The organism is Paenibacillus sp. B2(2019) (assembly GCF_008370385.1).
Classification (GTDB): Bacteria; Bacillota; Bacilli; order Paenibacillales; family Paenibacillaceae; genus Paenibacillus_AQ.
The window spans coordinates 918,418-933,125 of sequence record NZ_VTZR01000002.1 but is presented as its reverse complement, the minus strand read 5'-3'; the positions used below and the strand labels follow the sequence as shown (position 1 = coordinate 933,125).

At 41.5% G+C, this 14,708-nt stretch carries 16 protein-coding genes; 5 read left to right on the top strand and 11 right to left on the bottom strand.

Going from position 1 to position 14,708, the window contains the following annotated elements:
- Nucleotides 1-210: 210 nt before the first annotated feature.
- The 5 genes from PAENI_RS04695 to PAENI_RS04675 form a co-directional block, all read right to left on the bottom strand.
- Complete coding sequence (locus tag PAENI_RS04695; protein ID WP_149644404.1) at nt 211-471, bottom strand: hypothetical protein; 261 nt, start codon at nt 469-471, stop codon at nt 211-213.
- Between the two features lie 207 nt (nt 472-678).
- Entirely contained in the window at nt 679-1,680 is a 1,002-nt protein-coding gene (locus tag PAENI_RS04690) for a Gfo/Idh/MocA family protein (RefSeq protein WP_149644403.1), read from the bottom strand.
- A gap of 30 nt (nt 1,681-1,710) precedes the next feature.
- A complete protein-coding gene (locus PAENI_RS04685; RefSeq protein WP_149644402.1) occupies nt 1,711-2,799 on the bottom strand; it encodes a Gfo/Idh/MocA family protein in 1,089 nt (362 codons plus the stop codon).
- Between the two features lie 30 nt (nt 2,800-2,829).
- Nucleotides 2,830-3,591: a sugar phosphate isomerase/epimerase family protein gene (locus PAENI_RS04680; RefSeq protein WP_149644401.1), complete on the bottom strand. Its 762-nt coding sequence runs from the start codon at nt 3,589-3,591 to the stop codon at nt 2,830-2,832.
- A 24-nt stretch (nt 3,592-3,615) separates the two neighbouring features.
- Entirely contained in the window at nt 3,616-4,779 is a 1,164-nt protein-coding gene (locus PAENI_RS04675; protein ID WP_149644400.1) for a Gfo/Idh/MocA family protein, read from the bottom strand.
- A gap of 158 nt (nt 4,780-4,937) precedes the next feature.
- Here PAENI_RS04675 and PAENI_RS04670 point away from each other — a divergent pair, with 158 nt between their 5' ends.
- The 4 genes from PAENI_RS04670 (at nt 4,938) to PAENI_RS04655 (ending at nt 8,683) form a co-directional block, all read left to right on the top strand.
- Nucleotides 4,938-5,771: a helix-turn-helix transcriptional regulator gene (locus PAENI_RS04670; RefSeq protein WP_149644591.1), complete on the top strand. Its 834-nt coding sequence runs from the start codon at nt 4,938-4,940 to the stop codon at nt 5,769-5,771.
- 79 nt (nt 5,772-5,850) lie between these two features.
- The gene (locus PAENI_RS04665) at nt 5,851-6,282 is read left to right on the top strand and encodes a GNAT family N-acetyltransferase (protein WP_149644399.1); all 432 of its coding nucleotides are present in this window, start codon (nt 5,851-5,853) and stop codon (nt 6,280-6,282) included.
- Between the two features lie 31 nt (nt 6,283-6,313).
- The gene (locus PAENI_RS04660) at nt 6,314-7,204 is read left to right on the top strand and encodes a LysR family transcriptional regulator (protein WP_149644398.1); all 891 of its coding nucleotides are present in this window, start codon (nt 6,314-6,316) and stop codon (nt 7,202-7,204) included.
- 318 nt (nt 7,205-7,522) lie between these two features.
- Nucleotides 7,523-8,683: an asparaginase gene (locus PAENI_RS04655; RefSeq protein WP_149644397.1), complete on the top strand. Its 1,161-nt coding sequence runs from the start codon at nt 7,523-7,525 to the stop codon at nt 8,681-8,683.
- Nucleotides 8,684-8,752: 69 nt separating this feature from the next.
- On the opposite strand, the gene PAENI_RS04650 is transcribed toward PAENI_RS04655, so the two are convergent.
- The 4 genes from PAENI_RS04650 to PAENI_RS04635 form a co-directional block, all read right to left on the bottom strand.
- Nucleotides 8,753-9,445 (bottom strand): ABC transporter ATP-binding protein, encoded by a 693-nt coding sequence (locus PAENI_RS04650; RefSeq protein ID WP_042187892.1) that lies wholly within the window; start codon nt 9,443-9,445, stop codon nt 8,753-8,755.
- Entirely contained in the window at nt 9,442-10,539 is a 1,098-nt protein-coding gene (locus PAENI_RS04645) for an ABC transporter permease (RefSeq protein WP_262495497.1), read from the bottom strand. The genes PAENI_RS04650 and PAENI_RS04645 overlap by 4 nt, the downstream gene beginning before the upstream one ends.
- Nucleotides 10,540-10,629: 90 nt before the next feature.
- The gene (locus PAENI_RS04640) at nt 10,630-12,006 is read right to left on the bottom strand and encodes a sensor histidine kinase (RefSeq protein WP_149644395.1); all 1,377 of its coding nucleotides are present in this window, start codon (nt 12,004-12,006) and stop codon (nt 10,630-10,632) included.
- On the bottom strand, nt 12,003-12,680 hold the full coding sequence (locus PAENI_RS04635; protein ID WP_149644394.1) for a response regulator transcription factor: 678 nt from the start codon (nt 12,678-12,680) through the stop codon (nt 12,003-12,005). Before PAENI_RS04635 ends, PAENI_RS04640 begins: the two co-directional genes overlap by 4 nt.
- 144 nt (nt 12,681-12,824) lie before the next feature.
- On the opposite strand from PAENI_RS04635, the gene PAENI_RS04630 reads away from it, so the two are divergent.
- Entirely contained in the window at nt 12,825-13,298 is a 474-nt protein-coding gene (locus PAENI_RS04630) for a ferritin family protein (RefSeq protein ID WP_042187885.1), read from the top strand.
- 22 nt (nt 13,299-13,320) lie between these two features.
- On the opposite strand, the gene PAENI_RS04625 is transcribed toward PAENI_RS04630, so the two are convergent.
- The gene (locus PAENI_RS04625) at nt 13,321-14,133 is read right to left on the bottom strand and encodes an SDR family oxidoreductase (RefSeq protein WP_149644393.1); all 813 of its coding nucleotides are present in this window, start codon (nt 14,131-14,133) and stop codon (nt 13,321-13,323) included.
- 52 nt (nt 14,134-14,185) lie between these two features.
- Nucleotides 14,186-14,632: a MarR family winged helix-turn-helix transcriptional regulator gene (locus tag PAENI_RS04620; protein ID WP_149644392.1), complete on the bottom strand. Its 447-nt coding sequence runs from the start codon at nt 14,630-14,632 to the stop codon at nt 14,186-14,188.
- Nucleotides 14,633-14,708: the final 76 nt, after the last annotated feature.

Sequence of the window (14,708 nt, the reverse complement as noted above, 5' to 3'; positions counted from 1 at the left end):
ATGTGGGCGCTCCTTCTTAGGCGTCACACCTTTTCTGTCTCAATTATACCCTTATCCGAGTGTATTACAATTATTTATAAATTTAATATCTACTATTATATGAAAAAAATAAATTATTTAAAAGCTTGCAAAAAAGAGAGAAATAAGTCCTCCAGGTTAAGGAACTTATGCTATAGCCATAAACCCGCTTCTTGCAAGGATTAATAACAGTTAAGCATTATAAATAAAATAAATGAACATACTGCCCGCAGCAGCAAGATCAACAATTGCCCATAAGATGCTTTTTCGAATTAGCATGAGTAAAGCAGCAATTACACTAACAAAACAAGCAATGAGCATAATAAAAAAGGTGGTGAATAATCCACCAGAAAGAAACATCAGTACGTATAATATGACAAAGATAAAAACAATGGTCTGCACAATGGAAATTAGCTTGGTGTTCGTTCTAATGTTCAGTAGTATTTTCTCCATATTGTATGCACCCTCCAGATATCTTGCTGTTAATAACCTATACTTACTTTAGATTATTCCACTAAGGAGAATTAATCAAATCCATCTTCCTCTGCAAGTCGTAGTCTTCTTAGTGTTTAACCAAATGCGGGAAGTCCCTAAACACGAAAAAGCTGCCTCATTCGTAGATAAATCTACATATGGAACAGCCTTAGCTATATTTATGACTTATTTGTTCCTCTGCGATGAGCTATAAATACGCTTCACCAGTTCCAGCGCCTTTATCCCCTCAGGACCATCCAGCCAAAACTTTGATCCACTGAAAATATGGTCATAGAAGTCCTCAATTAGTCTCTTATGCCCAGTCCCCCAATACGATTTGCCTTCCGCAGGACTGAAAATAGGCTCACAAACCAAGGTTTCCTTCCCATCTTTCCAAAGATATAAGTGCTCTCGACGGAGGTTAAGCGTCCCCTCTTCAAAAACTAACTCCAACTCCACCGGAGAGTTCTCAAGATAGGTATTCGTACCATAAAACAGCCCGCGAACATTATTGGCAAAGTCGATACAAGCATGGGCAGTATCTTCTACTTCAATGACGCCATCAAGCACATCCGTGGTAATACTGCCTTTCACGGATTTAATCTCACCCCCATACCACTGTAGTAAATCCAAGGTATGAATGGTCTGATTAATTAGAACACCTCCACCTTCCGTGGACCATCGTCCTCTCCAATTGCTATCTTTGTAGTAACTTTCGTTTCGATGCCAGGTTACGACACCTTTCATACAAAGCAGTTTCCCTAAATCACCAGAATCTATAGTCTTCTTAATATAAACGGAAGCATCATTATAACGATTCTGGAACACCACACCAAGCTGGCCGGAGCTCTCTTGCGCTGCTTCCAGCATGAGCATGGCTGAAGGAAGGTCAACGGCGATTGGCTTTTCAGTTAACACATGCTTCCCCGCACGTAATAGCTCTTCAGCCATTTCTGCATGAAGATGATGAGGTGTACAGAGATGAACAACATCAATACGATTATCATTTAATATTTCTCTATAATCATCAGTGGCATCGCAGGCATATTCTATTCCCGCTCGTGTAGCTTTATCAGCATCAATATCTACAACTAGAAGTAGATTTACATCTTTTATTGCTGATATTGCTTTAGCATGGAGAGGAAATATCGCCCCGCAGCCAATAATCGCTACTCCAAGTTTGTTCATCTTTACCACCTCCATTCATTATTCCATTCGCTATTTTAGTTGATTAGGAGTTAGATTCATCGCTTGGGCTTGAGCCTTCAAACATAGTTCAGCAGCTTTGAAGACATGTGCTTGAGTCATGGACAGCTCCGTCCGGTTCAGACAATCGAGGATAAGTTCACCAAAGAACGGAAATCCAACCTTTCCAGCTACATGCTCGTAATGCTCCCCTTCCCCGTTCACCCAGTACACATGATCCGGTGTATTTGAACGCCCGATATCGCTGTATTTGCGCAGTTCAATGTACCCTTCAGTTCCCATGATCATTGTACGTCCATCTCCCCAGGTTCCGAGTCCGTCTGGCGTAAACCAATCTACACGGAAGTATTGGGTTGCCCCATTGTCCCCAACAAGCGTCGCATCACCGAAGTCCTCTAATTCCGGGTAAAACGAATGATTATAATTAGCTACCTTACTGTGAACAACTGAAGCATCCTGACAATCTGTATAATACAAAAATTGTTCAATTTGGTGGCTGCCAATATCGCATAGAATTCCGCCATATTTCTCCCGCTCAAAAAACCATTCTGGACGGCTAGATGCATTTAAACGATGCGGCCCTAATCCAATGACTTGAAGAACACGACCAATAGCCCCCTGACGGATCAACTGTCCCGCATAGATTGCGCTTTCAACATGAAGACGCTCACTATAGTAAACCATATACTTCTGATTGGTTGCTGCGACCATAGCTCTAGCATCATCCAGTTGTTCAAGTGTTGTAAAAGGGGTTTTATCCGTAAAATAATCCTTCCCATGAGCCATAACCTTATTTCCTAATGGGCCTCGTTCTGAAGGAATAGCTGCCGCTGCAACTAAGCGAACCTCTGGATCTTCCATTATTTCATCCATAGACTCAGCAGCCCTAACTCCAGGATATTTGGCTATGAATGCTCTAACTTTCTCTTCATCCGGATCATATACCCATTTCAGCTCTGCACCAGCCTCAACCAGCCCATTACACATCCCGTAAATATGACCGTGATCGAGTGCAATAGCTGCGATGATGAATTCACCTGGCTTCACTACAGGTTTAGCTTCATATGTGGGTGCATAGGTCATCCCATCTATTCTATTCATCAGAATCCTCCTAATGGTTTCTTATCGATTCTATAATAAGCTAATGAGATAGCGCAGACTCATCTCTAAGCTCTCAAAAGGATCACGTCTACAAACATCCTGCTCCACTACGTACCATTCAACACCCGTCTCACGACAAGTAGTAATGATCTCCGCATAGTTCATGTTTCCTTCGCCTATTTCAGCAAAAACCTGTTTCCTATCAACTATCGCCATATCCTTTAAATGCACAACCTGCATTTTGCCTTCAACTTTACGTATCCATTCTTCCGGACTCGCGCCACCTGCCTGCACCCAATATAAATCAAGTATGAAACCAACTGATGGATCAGTCTCATTGAGCAGTACTTCCATTCCAGTAGTACCTTCAAAGCGTTCAAATTCAAAATCATGATTATGATAAACAAATTGCAAACCGTGTTGTTCTTTTAATATTATTGCAATTTCAGATATCAATTTCGCAAATTTCCGGTAGCTTTCAAGTCCCGTACGAAATTCTTCTGGTAAACTTCCAAGTCCAATATATTTGCAATTCCACAGCTTATGCTCTGCGGCAAGCGCATCAAGATCATTCACTAATCGATCCCAGGACACATGGGTCGCACATATAGCCAGCCCCGCTTCATCCGCATATTCTTTAACGAGAATCGGATTAATCGGTCCAATGGATGAAATCTGAATGCTCTCATAACCCATTGCCGATACCTTTTGAAAAGTTGTTCTTAAATCCTCCGTAGTTTGAGTATAATCACGTAACGTGTACATTTGAGCCGCAATCATCGAACGTTTCATAGGATTCAACCTCTCTCTTTCGATTTAATGAGTTCCTTTAACATTCAATGTTTTAGATTCTGAGGTTTCCTTTTGGAAAGTCGAGTTTTTCACTTTTTCCATCAGCTTATCGTAGAATAAATCCGAATCCATCGGAAGCTCCACCCAATTGTCCGTCCAAGCCGATAAATACATGGCATTTGAAAGGGTTAGCCCCTTAATCCCTTCCTCCCCGGGAGCAAGTAATGCCTCATCATGCAAAATGGCATTCGTAAAGTTCCGTAGAATTCCTTTATGCTGCTCCCCTCCGCCATCTTGTACAGGTATCTCACATTTCCAACATTCCGGACTACCGAAACCTCCCGTAAACTCTGCGTTGAACTGCGGCTCCGGTGTACGCAAACGCCAAAAGGTTAGCTTCCCGTCTTCCACTACGATTTTTCCATTATCGCCATTGATTTCAAAACGATTAGTTCCCGGTGCCTCTCCAGTTGTAGTAATAAACAGACCTGTAGCGCCATTCTCGTATTCCACATAAGCGGTTACATCATCTTCAACCTCAATGTTGCGATATTTTCCAAAGTGGCAAAATGCTCTTATCCGCTTCGGCATCATGCCTGTCGTCCATTGCCATAAATCTAGCTGATGAGGATCTTGATTAAGCAATACCCCGCCACCTTCACCCGCCCATGTCGCCCGCCAGCCACCAGAATTATAGTAGTTCTGCGATCTATACCAGTCGGTAATAATCCAATTCGTCCGGCGGATCTCACCTAACTCACCAGACTGAATAAGATCTCTCAGCTTCTGATACAAAGGATTTGTACGCTGATTGTACATGATTCCAAATTTGCGGTCAGACTGTGCTGCAGCATCGTTCATCTGTTGAACAGCTTTCGTATAAACACCTGCAGGCTTCTCCACTAGTACATGATAACCATGCTGAAAAGCTTCGATTGCAAGTGTAGGGTGATCATAATGCGGAGTACAGATTAATACCGCATCCATGATACGTGACTCGAATAATTTCTTCGGCGTAGAATATTTCCTAACATTCTCAGGTAACTGCTCTTCAGCCCATTTCAAACGTTCTTCTCTTATATCACATACGGCTGTAAGCTCAGCCCCCTTAATCTCACTCAGCAGACTTTGCGCATGTGCGGTTCCCATATTTCCAATACCAATAATCCCATAACGAACTGTACCCATCTCTGATCACTTCCTTATTAATGGTTATGGTTAGAGGATATACTTTATTTAAGGACATGAACATGATCGAAATTAAGAACTATTTGTATTTGAGTAAGATGTTTTAGTTAAATGAAACCGTTATAATGAGGATACAAAAGCTTTAAAGGAGTTAAATGATGAACAATTCAGGGAACTTATCAGGACGTCTCCTGCAGAATCTCAAGGTTACTGTGACCCATGCCCAACTTAGTAATAGATATCCCGGATGGAACCGCACGCTGGAAACCCCCGCTTTTAATCGGCTTTATTTTATTGATGGGGGTGAGGGGAAAGTAATTATAAACGGGATTACCTACTATCCGAAGCCAGGTCAGATAATGATCATGCCTGCGGGGAGCACACAAACTACCGAAACTTCTATCGATGATCCATATATCCGTTATTACTGCCACTTTGATGCTGACATTGGAGAATGGCCCTTATTCCATGCGGAGAAAAAATTATACATCTGTGATTCGCCTAATCCAGATTCAATAAGGGCAATTTTCGTGGAGATGATCGAACAATTTCAAAAGGATGATGTCTTATCTATCCTTCGCACACAGGCTTGTTTGCTTAATCTCATTGCCACTTGTCTTGAATCGAGCGACAGTAGTCATACAGACTTTATGACGCAATTCATACACACCGGAGACCATGGTAAGCTGGCTCATGTGCTCCATTACATCGATAATTGTCTAAATAAGCCCATAGAGATTGATGAACTAGCAGAGCTTGTCCACCTGCACCCGAACTATTTTATACCTTATTTCAAAAGATTCATGGGGGTGACTCCAATGGCCTATGTTCAATTGAAACGTATGGAGCACGCTAAAAGACAGCTTTCTTACACAGATTACAGCATTTCAGATATTGCGGAACAAGTCGGCATGGAATTGGCTCATTTCTCTAAACATTTCAAAAAGACGATGGGTCTATCCCCATCCACTTATCGAAATAGTACGAAGTAATTCACATAGAGATGTTCCTCTGAATGAGATGAACTATAATAAAAAAACAGCATGAAACAACATTTTTTTAAGGTGGCGGATGATCATACATATTAGGACAGCTTCATTTAGCGACACACAAGATATTGCAAAACTATCCAGTGAGCTCGGATATCCTTTAAATATTGAACAGCTAGCAGATAGACTTCAAGATATCAGAAATCGTAAAGATCATGCTATTTATGTAGCAGAGTCGGATAACCAATTAATCGGATGGATTCACGCCAATGTGCGAATGTTAATTGAATCTCCACCCTTTGTTGAAATTTGTGGTTTGGTGGTCGATGGGCAGTATCGCGGAGAAGGGATCGGCAAACAACTTGTTGAAACCTGTGAACGCTGGGCAGCACAAATTGGAGTGAACAAATTAAGAGTGCGCACCAACCAAACTAGAGAGGATGCGGTACTTTTCTATACACGTATTGGATTTTCGCAGAAGAAAGCTCAGTTCGTGCTTGATAAGGAACTTTAAATACATTCGGGACTTTTAGAGAGGGAATTCTATGATTGTGGATACATTACGGGTTTTCGTTACAGTTGCTGAGCAAAGTCATTTCTCTAAAGCAGGAGAATTACTGAATCTATCTCAACCCGGTGTCAGTCTACATATCCGGAATCTTGAGAATGAACTAGGCGCAAAGCTTCTACACCGATCTCCGAAACAAGTAAAATTAACCGAAGCAGGTACAATACTTTATAATCACGCCAAACAAATATTGGCCCACTTCGAAGAAGCTCATCAGGAAATACAAATGCTACAGGATGAGGTTACTGGCAGTATACATATTGGTGCGAGCTTTACGATTGGAGAGTATATATTACCCTCAAGACTTGCGGAATTTGCAAATCAATACCCACAAGTCAAGCTTCAGGTGACGATCGGTAATACTGAAGAAATTATTGGTGGGGTAAGAGCCAATGAATTGGATATTGGGTTTATCGAAGGAGAAGCCCATGAGAATGATCTGATCGTCACACCTTATATGAAGGACGAGATGATTATCGCTTCCCCCGCCAACCACCCTTTGTCAAAAATAGTCTCTGTGGAGCAAGGGATGCTACAAAATCAGGTTTGGGTTCTGCGAGAGCTTGGCTCTGGAACGCGTGCTTTCAGTGATCATTTCATTCAAGAAGAAGAGATTTCTGTCAAAAGATCCTATGTCTTCAACAGTAGTCAAGGAGTTAAGGAAGCCGTTGCCTCCGGTTTGGGAATCGCGATGCTCTCCAGATGGATTGTGCGCAAAGAATTAGCAAGTGGTGAAATCTGTGAGCTTCCCATCCGACATCATCATCTTGAAAGACAATTCTCCATCATTCGCCATAAAGAAAGCTCCTCCTCCATGGCTACCCATGTCTTTATTCAAAAACTACTTGTCGCTAGAAAAGATAAGTAGTCAGGTAAATCTAATAACTATGCCGGTCAATCTCATAAAGATTGTCCGGCATTTTGTTATTTATTCACCTCTAATATTATGTAATAAAATATAACATTAATATTATATTTCACTTTAAAAATAATATAATAAAATTCATAGTATACACAAGAAATCAATAGATATCCTTTATTAATAGTGTATTTAAGCGTTTTATTGATATGTCAGTAAACTTGTCATTATAATATATTCATAGATATAATCCAATCATGAATCACGTTTATGTAATATAAAATAACATGAACGTGAGAATACATAATCAAATGGGAGGTTACATCTATGAATGGATTACAATCAATGCTCGCCAAAACTACTGTTGCCGCAGGACTCTTTTTCACTCTACTCTTCTCTGCTACAACAACGCTTCCCGTTTCTACCACTTACGCCGCTGAGGTTACCCAAACGATTGAAGGAACGGTTAAGCTTCCAAAGGTCCAAGTCATAGCAACCGGTGGCACTATTGCCGGTAAATCTGTGGATGAGACCAGCTTCCAGAACTATAAAGCCGGGACTTTGTTAATGGAAGATATGGTTAAGGCACTGCCTAACCTTAAAAAGTTCGCCGATGTAACTAGCTATCAATTTGGGAATGCAGGCTCTGGCTCGTATACCATGCAACAACTATATGATCTCTCCTTAAAAGTAGATAAAGCACTAGAAACCCAAGATGGCATCGTTGTTACTACAGGTACGGACACGATGGAGGAAATTGCATATTTCCTTGATCTTACAGTGCGTAGCTCCAAACCTGTCGTAGTAACTGGCTCTATGCGTCCATGGACTGTTATTGGAAGTGATGCTCAGGCCAATCTATTTAATGCTATTAAACTAGCAGCTAGCGGAAAGACGAAATATTACGGTACTGTGCTCATGCTAAATGACGAGATTCATACGGCTAGAGAGGTTACCAAGACGAATGCCTATCGTACAGACACTTTTGAATCTCCACAACTAGGAATCCTCGGATATATCGATGAGAATAATATAAGAATTTATCGGGCGAATTCCAGAGCACTATTGACCCCTGACAAATGGGCAACGCCATTCGATCTAACGAAGATTAAGAGCAGTGATATGCCTAAGGTAGAAATTGCTTATGCTTATCAAGATGCCGGTTCTGGGGCAATTACAGGTTTTGTTCAAGATGGAGCAAAAGGTATAGTAACTTCAGGCACAGGGGCTGGCGGCGTATCTAAAGCTATGGGAGAAGCTCGTACGAAAGCTATTAAGGAAAACGGAGTTATCTTCGTGTCTACCACGCGTACGGGTTCCGGTTCCAACTATGCTTCAAGTGACGGCATAATTGCCGGAGATAATCTGAACGCAGCTCATGCCCGAATTCTTTTAGAACTGGCACTGTCATTCAGCAGTGATTTCAACACGATTAAAGGCTGGTTTGACACATATGGCTCAGGCCAAGTCACCATAGCTGACAAATAAGAACAGTTCATTATTCACACACCAAAAAAAAAACGATTCATGCCATAAATAGCATGAATCGTTTTTTTACTAAATTTTGCTTAACTCATGTTCAACCAAATGTCCATCTTCCAGATGTAGCACTCGATCACACCATTCGAGCATCCGTTCATCATGAGTGACCATTACAGCAGCTTTACCCTCATTCTTTACTTCGTCAGCAATCATTTGCACAACTTCTCTGCCTCGTTTGAAATCTAAGCTTGCTGTTGGTTCATCTGCGAACAAGATTGCAGGTTTATTCATCCAAGCTCTTGCGATAGCTACACGTTGCTTCTCCCCGCCTGATAGTTGCTCAGGATAATGGTTTCGACGTTTCCAGATATCCAGACGCTTCATCAAATCAGCTGCCCGTTCCTTAGCTTCTTTAGAACTCATCTTCCCCTGTTTAGCTACAAAGAGAAGCTGCTCTTCTACCTTCAAGTAAGGCAATAGCTGTGCGCTTTGGAACATAAAGCCTATCTTCTCTAATCGTAGCTCAGTCAGCTCACTTTTACTTTTATCTGTAAGAGATTCTCCGTCTATAAAAATTTCACCACTGGTTGGCGTAAGAAGCGCACCCGCTGCTGATAGGAATGTACTCTTCCCTGTTCCAGAAGGTCCAAGGACAGCAACGAATTCCCCTTCGTTGACTATAAGATTCAAATTGTTCAGAACAGATACCGTTGTATCGCCGTCTCCGTAGGTCTTGGTTACTTGCTTCATCAATAATTTCGCACTCATGCTCCAGCCCTCCCAATTGCTTCTAATGCATCTACTTTTGCCACTTTAGCGACAGAAATAAGTGATCCTAAAAGAGACATCCCCACGAACAAGCCGCTGGTTAATAGAATCGTAGAAGGTTCCAGTTGGAACGGCATAGTGTCTGGTAGTACCTGATTCATTCCAAAGGTTAGCAGCAAGCTAATGCTTAGACTTGCAATAGCCAATATCATGACCTGCCCTACAACGCTCCAAGCCAAGTAAGACATTTTTGTACCCATGGCTTTCAGAATGCCAAACTGGCTTGTTTTCTGAATTGTAATGACATAGAAGAATACAGCCAGAACAAAACCAGCGATTACGAACAGGAAGGCAATCATCATAAGCAGTGAACCTTGTTCTGATGAATAACCCGGAATATTAGAGATCGCTTCTTTTTGCGTAATAACTTCCACATTTTTCGTACTAGCAGAGATCTTATCCACTTGCCCTGCGTTTGCATTAAGCGCAATTACATTAAAAGGCGCTCCGGATGTAGCCTCACTACCTTGATTAACGCCTTGTCTCATTTCCTGCCAATCTTTATTGTTAATATAGACTACTGGGGTATGGCTGTATGAGCTATTCTCAACATATCCTGTAACTTTAAATTCCTTCCCAGTTGCCTGATCTTGGATCGTGCTACCAATCTTAATGCCCGACTGTTCCAAGTCACGATCAACGATGACACTTCCCTGCGTATCATTCGTAATCTTGTCACCTTCAATCACTTTTGGAGCCAGTAAACCGTTCATATCAACTGCGAAAAAAGTTACGTCTGCTTTAGTATCCGCATCGTTCGTAGTCACTGTACTCATCTGTAGAGCGAGTGAAGAGGCATTATTATCTCCTACTACTGCTCGAACACTATTAAGCTCCGTATCCGTTAACTGAGAACGTCTAAACGTCTGATCCGCATCCTTCTGCACCACGTAATAGTTTGCCGGCATATTCTCTATTGCTGAGATATTAGCATACGCTAATCCTCTGGCCAGCCCCGTTACGAAAAGTACAAGAAAGGAAACCAATAACATGATTACCATTATTAACAGGTATCTGGCTTTAGAATGTCGCATTTCTCTTAAGGCTAGAAACATATTACCACTCCTTCTAATCTGTATAGTCACAGTTTAGAAGATGAAAATGAACGGAGTATGAATAACGAGTTACAAAAGCGGAAGAGTTACAGTAAAGGTCGTGCCTTTGCCAACTGTACTGGATACTTCTATGGTTCCGTTATGTGTCTCTACAATTTTTTGCGTAATCGCTAGTCCAAGACCGCTACTATGCGTTTCTCGTGTACGTGCCCGGTCGACTTTATAAAAACGATCAAAGATGAGTGGTAATTCCTCAGCTGGAATACCTTCCCCAGTATCCGAAAAGGTTACTACACAGTTCCCTTCGTCAAGCTTCGCGGAAATCATGATGGATCCCTCAGCAGGTGTATATTTGATAGCATTTGTAATGAGGTTCATCCACACCTGATACAATAGATTGGAATCGCCATGTACGCTAATATCCGCAAGACTTAAACGAACCGCTAATTGTTTCTCTGTTAATCTCCACTCCATGATTTGTACAACCTGCCGAAGCTGTGCACGCAAATCTATAGGTTTCTTCTGCAAGGAATTCGGATCATAATCGAGGGAAGATAACGTTAGCAGCTGTTTACTAAGCATCGATAGACGATGGCTTTCTTGATCAATAATATTGAGGTACTCTATCCGTTCATCCTCTGGTAATGTAGGATCTTTAAGGGTTTGGGCAAATCCTTGAATAGAAGTTAATGGCGATTCGATTTCATGCGACACATTCGCAACAAACTCTTGACGTGCACGATTGGTCCGTTCCAGCTCACGACTCATAATCATAAAGTGTGAGGCTAACTGGCCAATCTCATCCCGCCGCCAAGTATTTAATTTAATATCATATCTACCTTTTGAAATCCGTTTAGTTGCCGTTGTCAAACGTGTAATGGGTCTGACCACATGCAGTACGCTGATCATGACGAATCCTAGACTGAATAACACGGTAAAACCGATGATGACAGCAAAAAACACGCGCAGTTCACCGAACTGAACCTCTGCATCCGGCCGCATGAATAACGCAAAAGTCTCATTATTGACTTCAATAGGTACGCCTATCGTATTGCGTAATTGATTATCAAAAAAACCTGTAATAAATGCGCTGTCAGGAAACTCAGCAACACCGTGATACACTTGTCCATTCAGGACCTTCTCTAATTGTTGCGGATCTAAATCCTCTTTCCGAAATGGCTTGCCGTAAAACCGGGATTGACCTTCTGTATCGGTTAAATAAATCTTATATCCCAGTACAGCTACACTTCGCAGGTAATCCTCCATAGATTCCGGGTGAGATTCTGCAAACTGCTGGATTTCAATGGCCATCCCCGTAAGCTTCGCATCGTTCTGCGATTTAATCTGAGCTTGGTAATAAATATTAGACACCAAGAAGCCAAGAAGGCTGCTCACCACAATGGCCGAGCAAAAGAGAATGCACATTCTCACATACAAAGACTTCACGAGCTCACCATCTCCAATTTATAGCCAATTCCCCGTACAGTCCGAATCACAAAGTCATTCTGATAATCTAAAAACCGTTGACGCAATCGCTTGATATGTACATCCACCGTGCGTTCATCACCTTCATAATCCATTCCCCATACTAGTTCAATCAGCTCACTGCGTGAATACAGTCTTCCTGGATATTGTGCCAGTTGTGCGAGCAGTTCAAATTCCTTTACCGGTAACAGTAGTACTTCATCACCATCAGTAATCTCATAATTTTTACGATCAATAACTAGTGAATTTAAACGAATCCGATCATCCGAAGCGATGGAATAACGCCGAAATAAAGCTTTGATCCGAAACAACAATTCTTCCGGCTCAAAAGGTTTCGTTACATAATCATCTGTCCCCCGCGAATAGCCTTGTTCTTTATCACTTAGCTGTTGCCGGGCTGTTAACAAAATGATCGGTATATCATATGTTTCTCTTATATGCTGGCATAGCTCCAACCCATCCACATGTGGCATCATCACATCCACAACGGCTAAATCCGCAATGCATTCTTTCAGTTTATGTATCGCGTCCCGGCCGTCGCTGGCCTCCATGACTTGATAACCTTCTCTGGTCAATACATGCTTTAATAATGTACGAATATTACTATCATCATCTGCCACTAAAATCTTTTTCATCGTTTACACTCCCTGAATAACGGATGAACCCATAGTATCAACTTTAAAGGGTTAGAACAACTAAAGAACCGGAAGAGACCATTTTGGGCATTTGTACATATACTACTCTAATAATAACGAACGAATCAGGAGGTAGTAAGAACTATGTATTGGACACCTTTATCTCAGAATAGATCTGATTTCAAACCTATCTGGGCAACCTCTCTTCCTCAAGCATTAAATTTAATCAAAGAAGCTGTGCAAGGTGAACGAAATGATGAGCTTTTCTATGATGAACTTATCAAACTGGCCCCAAATTCCGAGCAAGCCTCCATCATCACCTCAATACGAGATGACGAACGGGGTCACAACTCCATGTTCCGCGGGATGTTCAAAGAAATTACGGGTCAAGATATCACTGGGATTAGTAGTGAACAATATCAACGGATCAGTTCCTATGAAGAAGGCTTAGAAAAAGCACTCCAAGGTGAACTGGCTGCAGTCGAAAAGTATCGCAAAATATGGTTTGGTCTGCCTGTTGGAGTATACCGCGATACTGTTTATGGGATTATATTAGATGAATTAAAACATGCCAGTAAATATAATTATTTACTTACTTTAGATCGAACCACTATATAGTTGAATAAGTCAGAGTCATTATTTAAACCTGAAGGAAAGTGATTATACTTTCCTTCAAAGAGGTAACAGGCCGTCCCATTAGTCTCTCCATATCTTTTGAAGTAGAAGCTGTATCTATCTTCCCGAGGAATGAATAAATCCAGTGCTGAATGCTTGAATCCTGCCGATGAACGATTCTTTTTCCTGTCAGCTCGGATAATACCTCCGCAAGTTCGCTGAAGTCCCAAGAGCGCGGTGCGGTTAATTCATAAATCTGATTAAGATGACCAGTAGTTGTAAGCACGACCGCCGTAGCTAAAGCGAGATCCTTTCGTGTCACCGAATTAAATAGCCAGTTCCCAGGATAGGTGATTAACTCACCACTTTGGATCGCCTCTTTCAGCCCTAGTACATCTACAAAATCCATATACAAAGCGTTGCGTAGAAATGTATAGTCAATACCTGATTTAAGAATCATCTGCTCTGTAAGTAAGTGAACATGATTAGCTGGAATTTGTCCTTTAGGTGGAAATGCGAAGCTTGTATACAGCAAATGCTTCACCCCTGCCTTTGATGCTGCATGAATAACCTCAGAATGTTGAGTTAATCTGACGTTATCATCGGGATGTGAACTAGAGATGAATAATAGCTCTGCTACACCTGTAAAAGCTTGAATTAGAGTATCAGGCTGATCATAATCGCCAAAGCGAATCTCAACCCCTTTTTCCAAAAGATCATTTGCTTTCTCCCGATCACGAACACATGCGATAATCTCACCTGCCGGCACAAACTGAAGAAGATTGTCTATAATCAAACTTCCTAATTGACCAGTAGCCCCAGTAACCATAATTGACATAACACCACAACCTTTCTGTTCCATGTTTTCGAGACCACAACATTATTTATATCTAGCCATGGCTAAGCTTTTCTAATAAAACGATGAGTTGCCGAAGCTCTTGTTCATCCAGACCCTGCATACGTTCAGCGACCGCTTGACGATTTCCGGGAAGATGCTCCAAAAGTAATCGTTGTCCTTCACCCGTAATTGAAATAACGCTTTTTCTACCATCCTGAGTATGGTTCGAGCGGGTAATCCAACCATCTTTCTCTAGGGGTGTCAGCAACAGACTAATATTTGCTTTGGTAACCCCAATATTGTGAGCCAATGTAGAAGGTAAAATCGTTCCGCCCTGTTTAGATATTTCTACTAGGATACGAATTCTTGCGCCATTTAATCCTTTCGACTGCCAATATTTATCAGAGACAGAAACTAAGCTTGCAGTAGTATCAACTAAAGTGAAAAATGCCTGAGTATGTAGCGGCTGATTCAATACCAACGGTTGTAAATGATCCATCTTAGATTTTTCAACTCCAATTTAGTTAAGTGCTTAACTATTTTAAACCATACTACAAGCTCTACTAATTGTCAAA

Coding starts and splice junctions, on each gene's coding strand:
- PAENI_RS04695 (WP_149644404.1), bottom strand. CDS start 471: ATGGAGAAAATACTACTGAACATTAGAACGAACACCAAGCTAATTTCC.
- PAENI_RS04690 (WP_149644403.1), bottom strand. CDS start 1,680: ATGAACAAACTTGGAGTAGCGATTATTGGCTGCGGGGCGATATTTCCT.
- PAENI_RS04685 (WP_149644402.1), bottom strand. CDS start 2,799: ATGAATAGAATAGATGGGATGACCTATGCACCCACATATGAAGCTAAA.
- PAENI_RS04680 (WP_149644401.1), bottom strand. CDS start 3,591: ATGAAACGTTCGATGATTGCGGCTCAAATGTACACGTTACGTGATTAT.
- PAENI_RS04675 (WP_149644400.1), bottom strand. CDS start 4,779: ATGGGTACAGTTCGTTATGGGATTATTGGTATTGGAAATATGGGAACC.
- PAENI_RS04670 (WP_149644591.1), top strand. CDS start 4,938: ATGAACAATTCAGGGAACTTATCAGGACGTCTCCTGCAGAATCTCAAG.
- PAENI_RS04665 (WP_149644399.1), top strand. CDS start 5,851: ATGATCATACATATTAGGACAGCTTCATTTAGCGACACACAAGATATT.
- PAENI_RS04660 (WP_149644398.1), top strand. CDS start 6,314: ATGATTGTGGATACATTACGGGTTTTCGTTACAGTTGCTGAGCAAAGT.
- PAENI_RS04655 (WP_149644397.1), top strand. CDS start 7,523: ATGAATGGATTACAATCAATGCTCGCCAAAACTACTGTTGCCGCAGGA.
- PAENI_RS04650 (WP_042187892.1), bottom strand. CDS start 9,445: ATGAGTGCGAAATTATTGATGAAGCAAGTAACCAAGACCTACGGAGAC.
- PAENI_RS04645 (WP_262495497.1), bottom strand. CDS start 10,539: ATGCGACATTCTAAAGCCAGATACCTGTTAATAATGGTAATCATGTTA.
- PAENI_RS04635 (WP_149644394.1), bottom strand. CDS start 12,680: ATGAAAAAGATTTTAGTGGCAGATGATGATAGTAATATTCGTACATTA.
- PAENI_RS04630 (WP_042187885.1), top strand. CDS start 12,825: ATGTATTGGACACCTTTATCTCAGAATAGATCTGATTTCAAACCTATC.
- PAENI_RS04625 (WP_149644393.1), bottom strand. CDS start 14,133: ATGTCAATTATGGTTACTGGGGCTACTGGTCAATTAGGAAGTTTGATT.
- PAENI_RS04620 (WP_149644392.1), bottom strand. CDS start 14,632: ATGGATCATTTACAACCGTTGGTATTGAATCAGCCGCTACATACTCAG.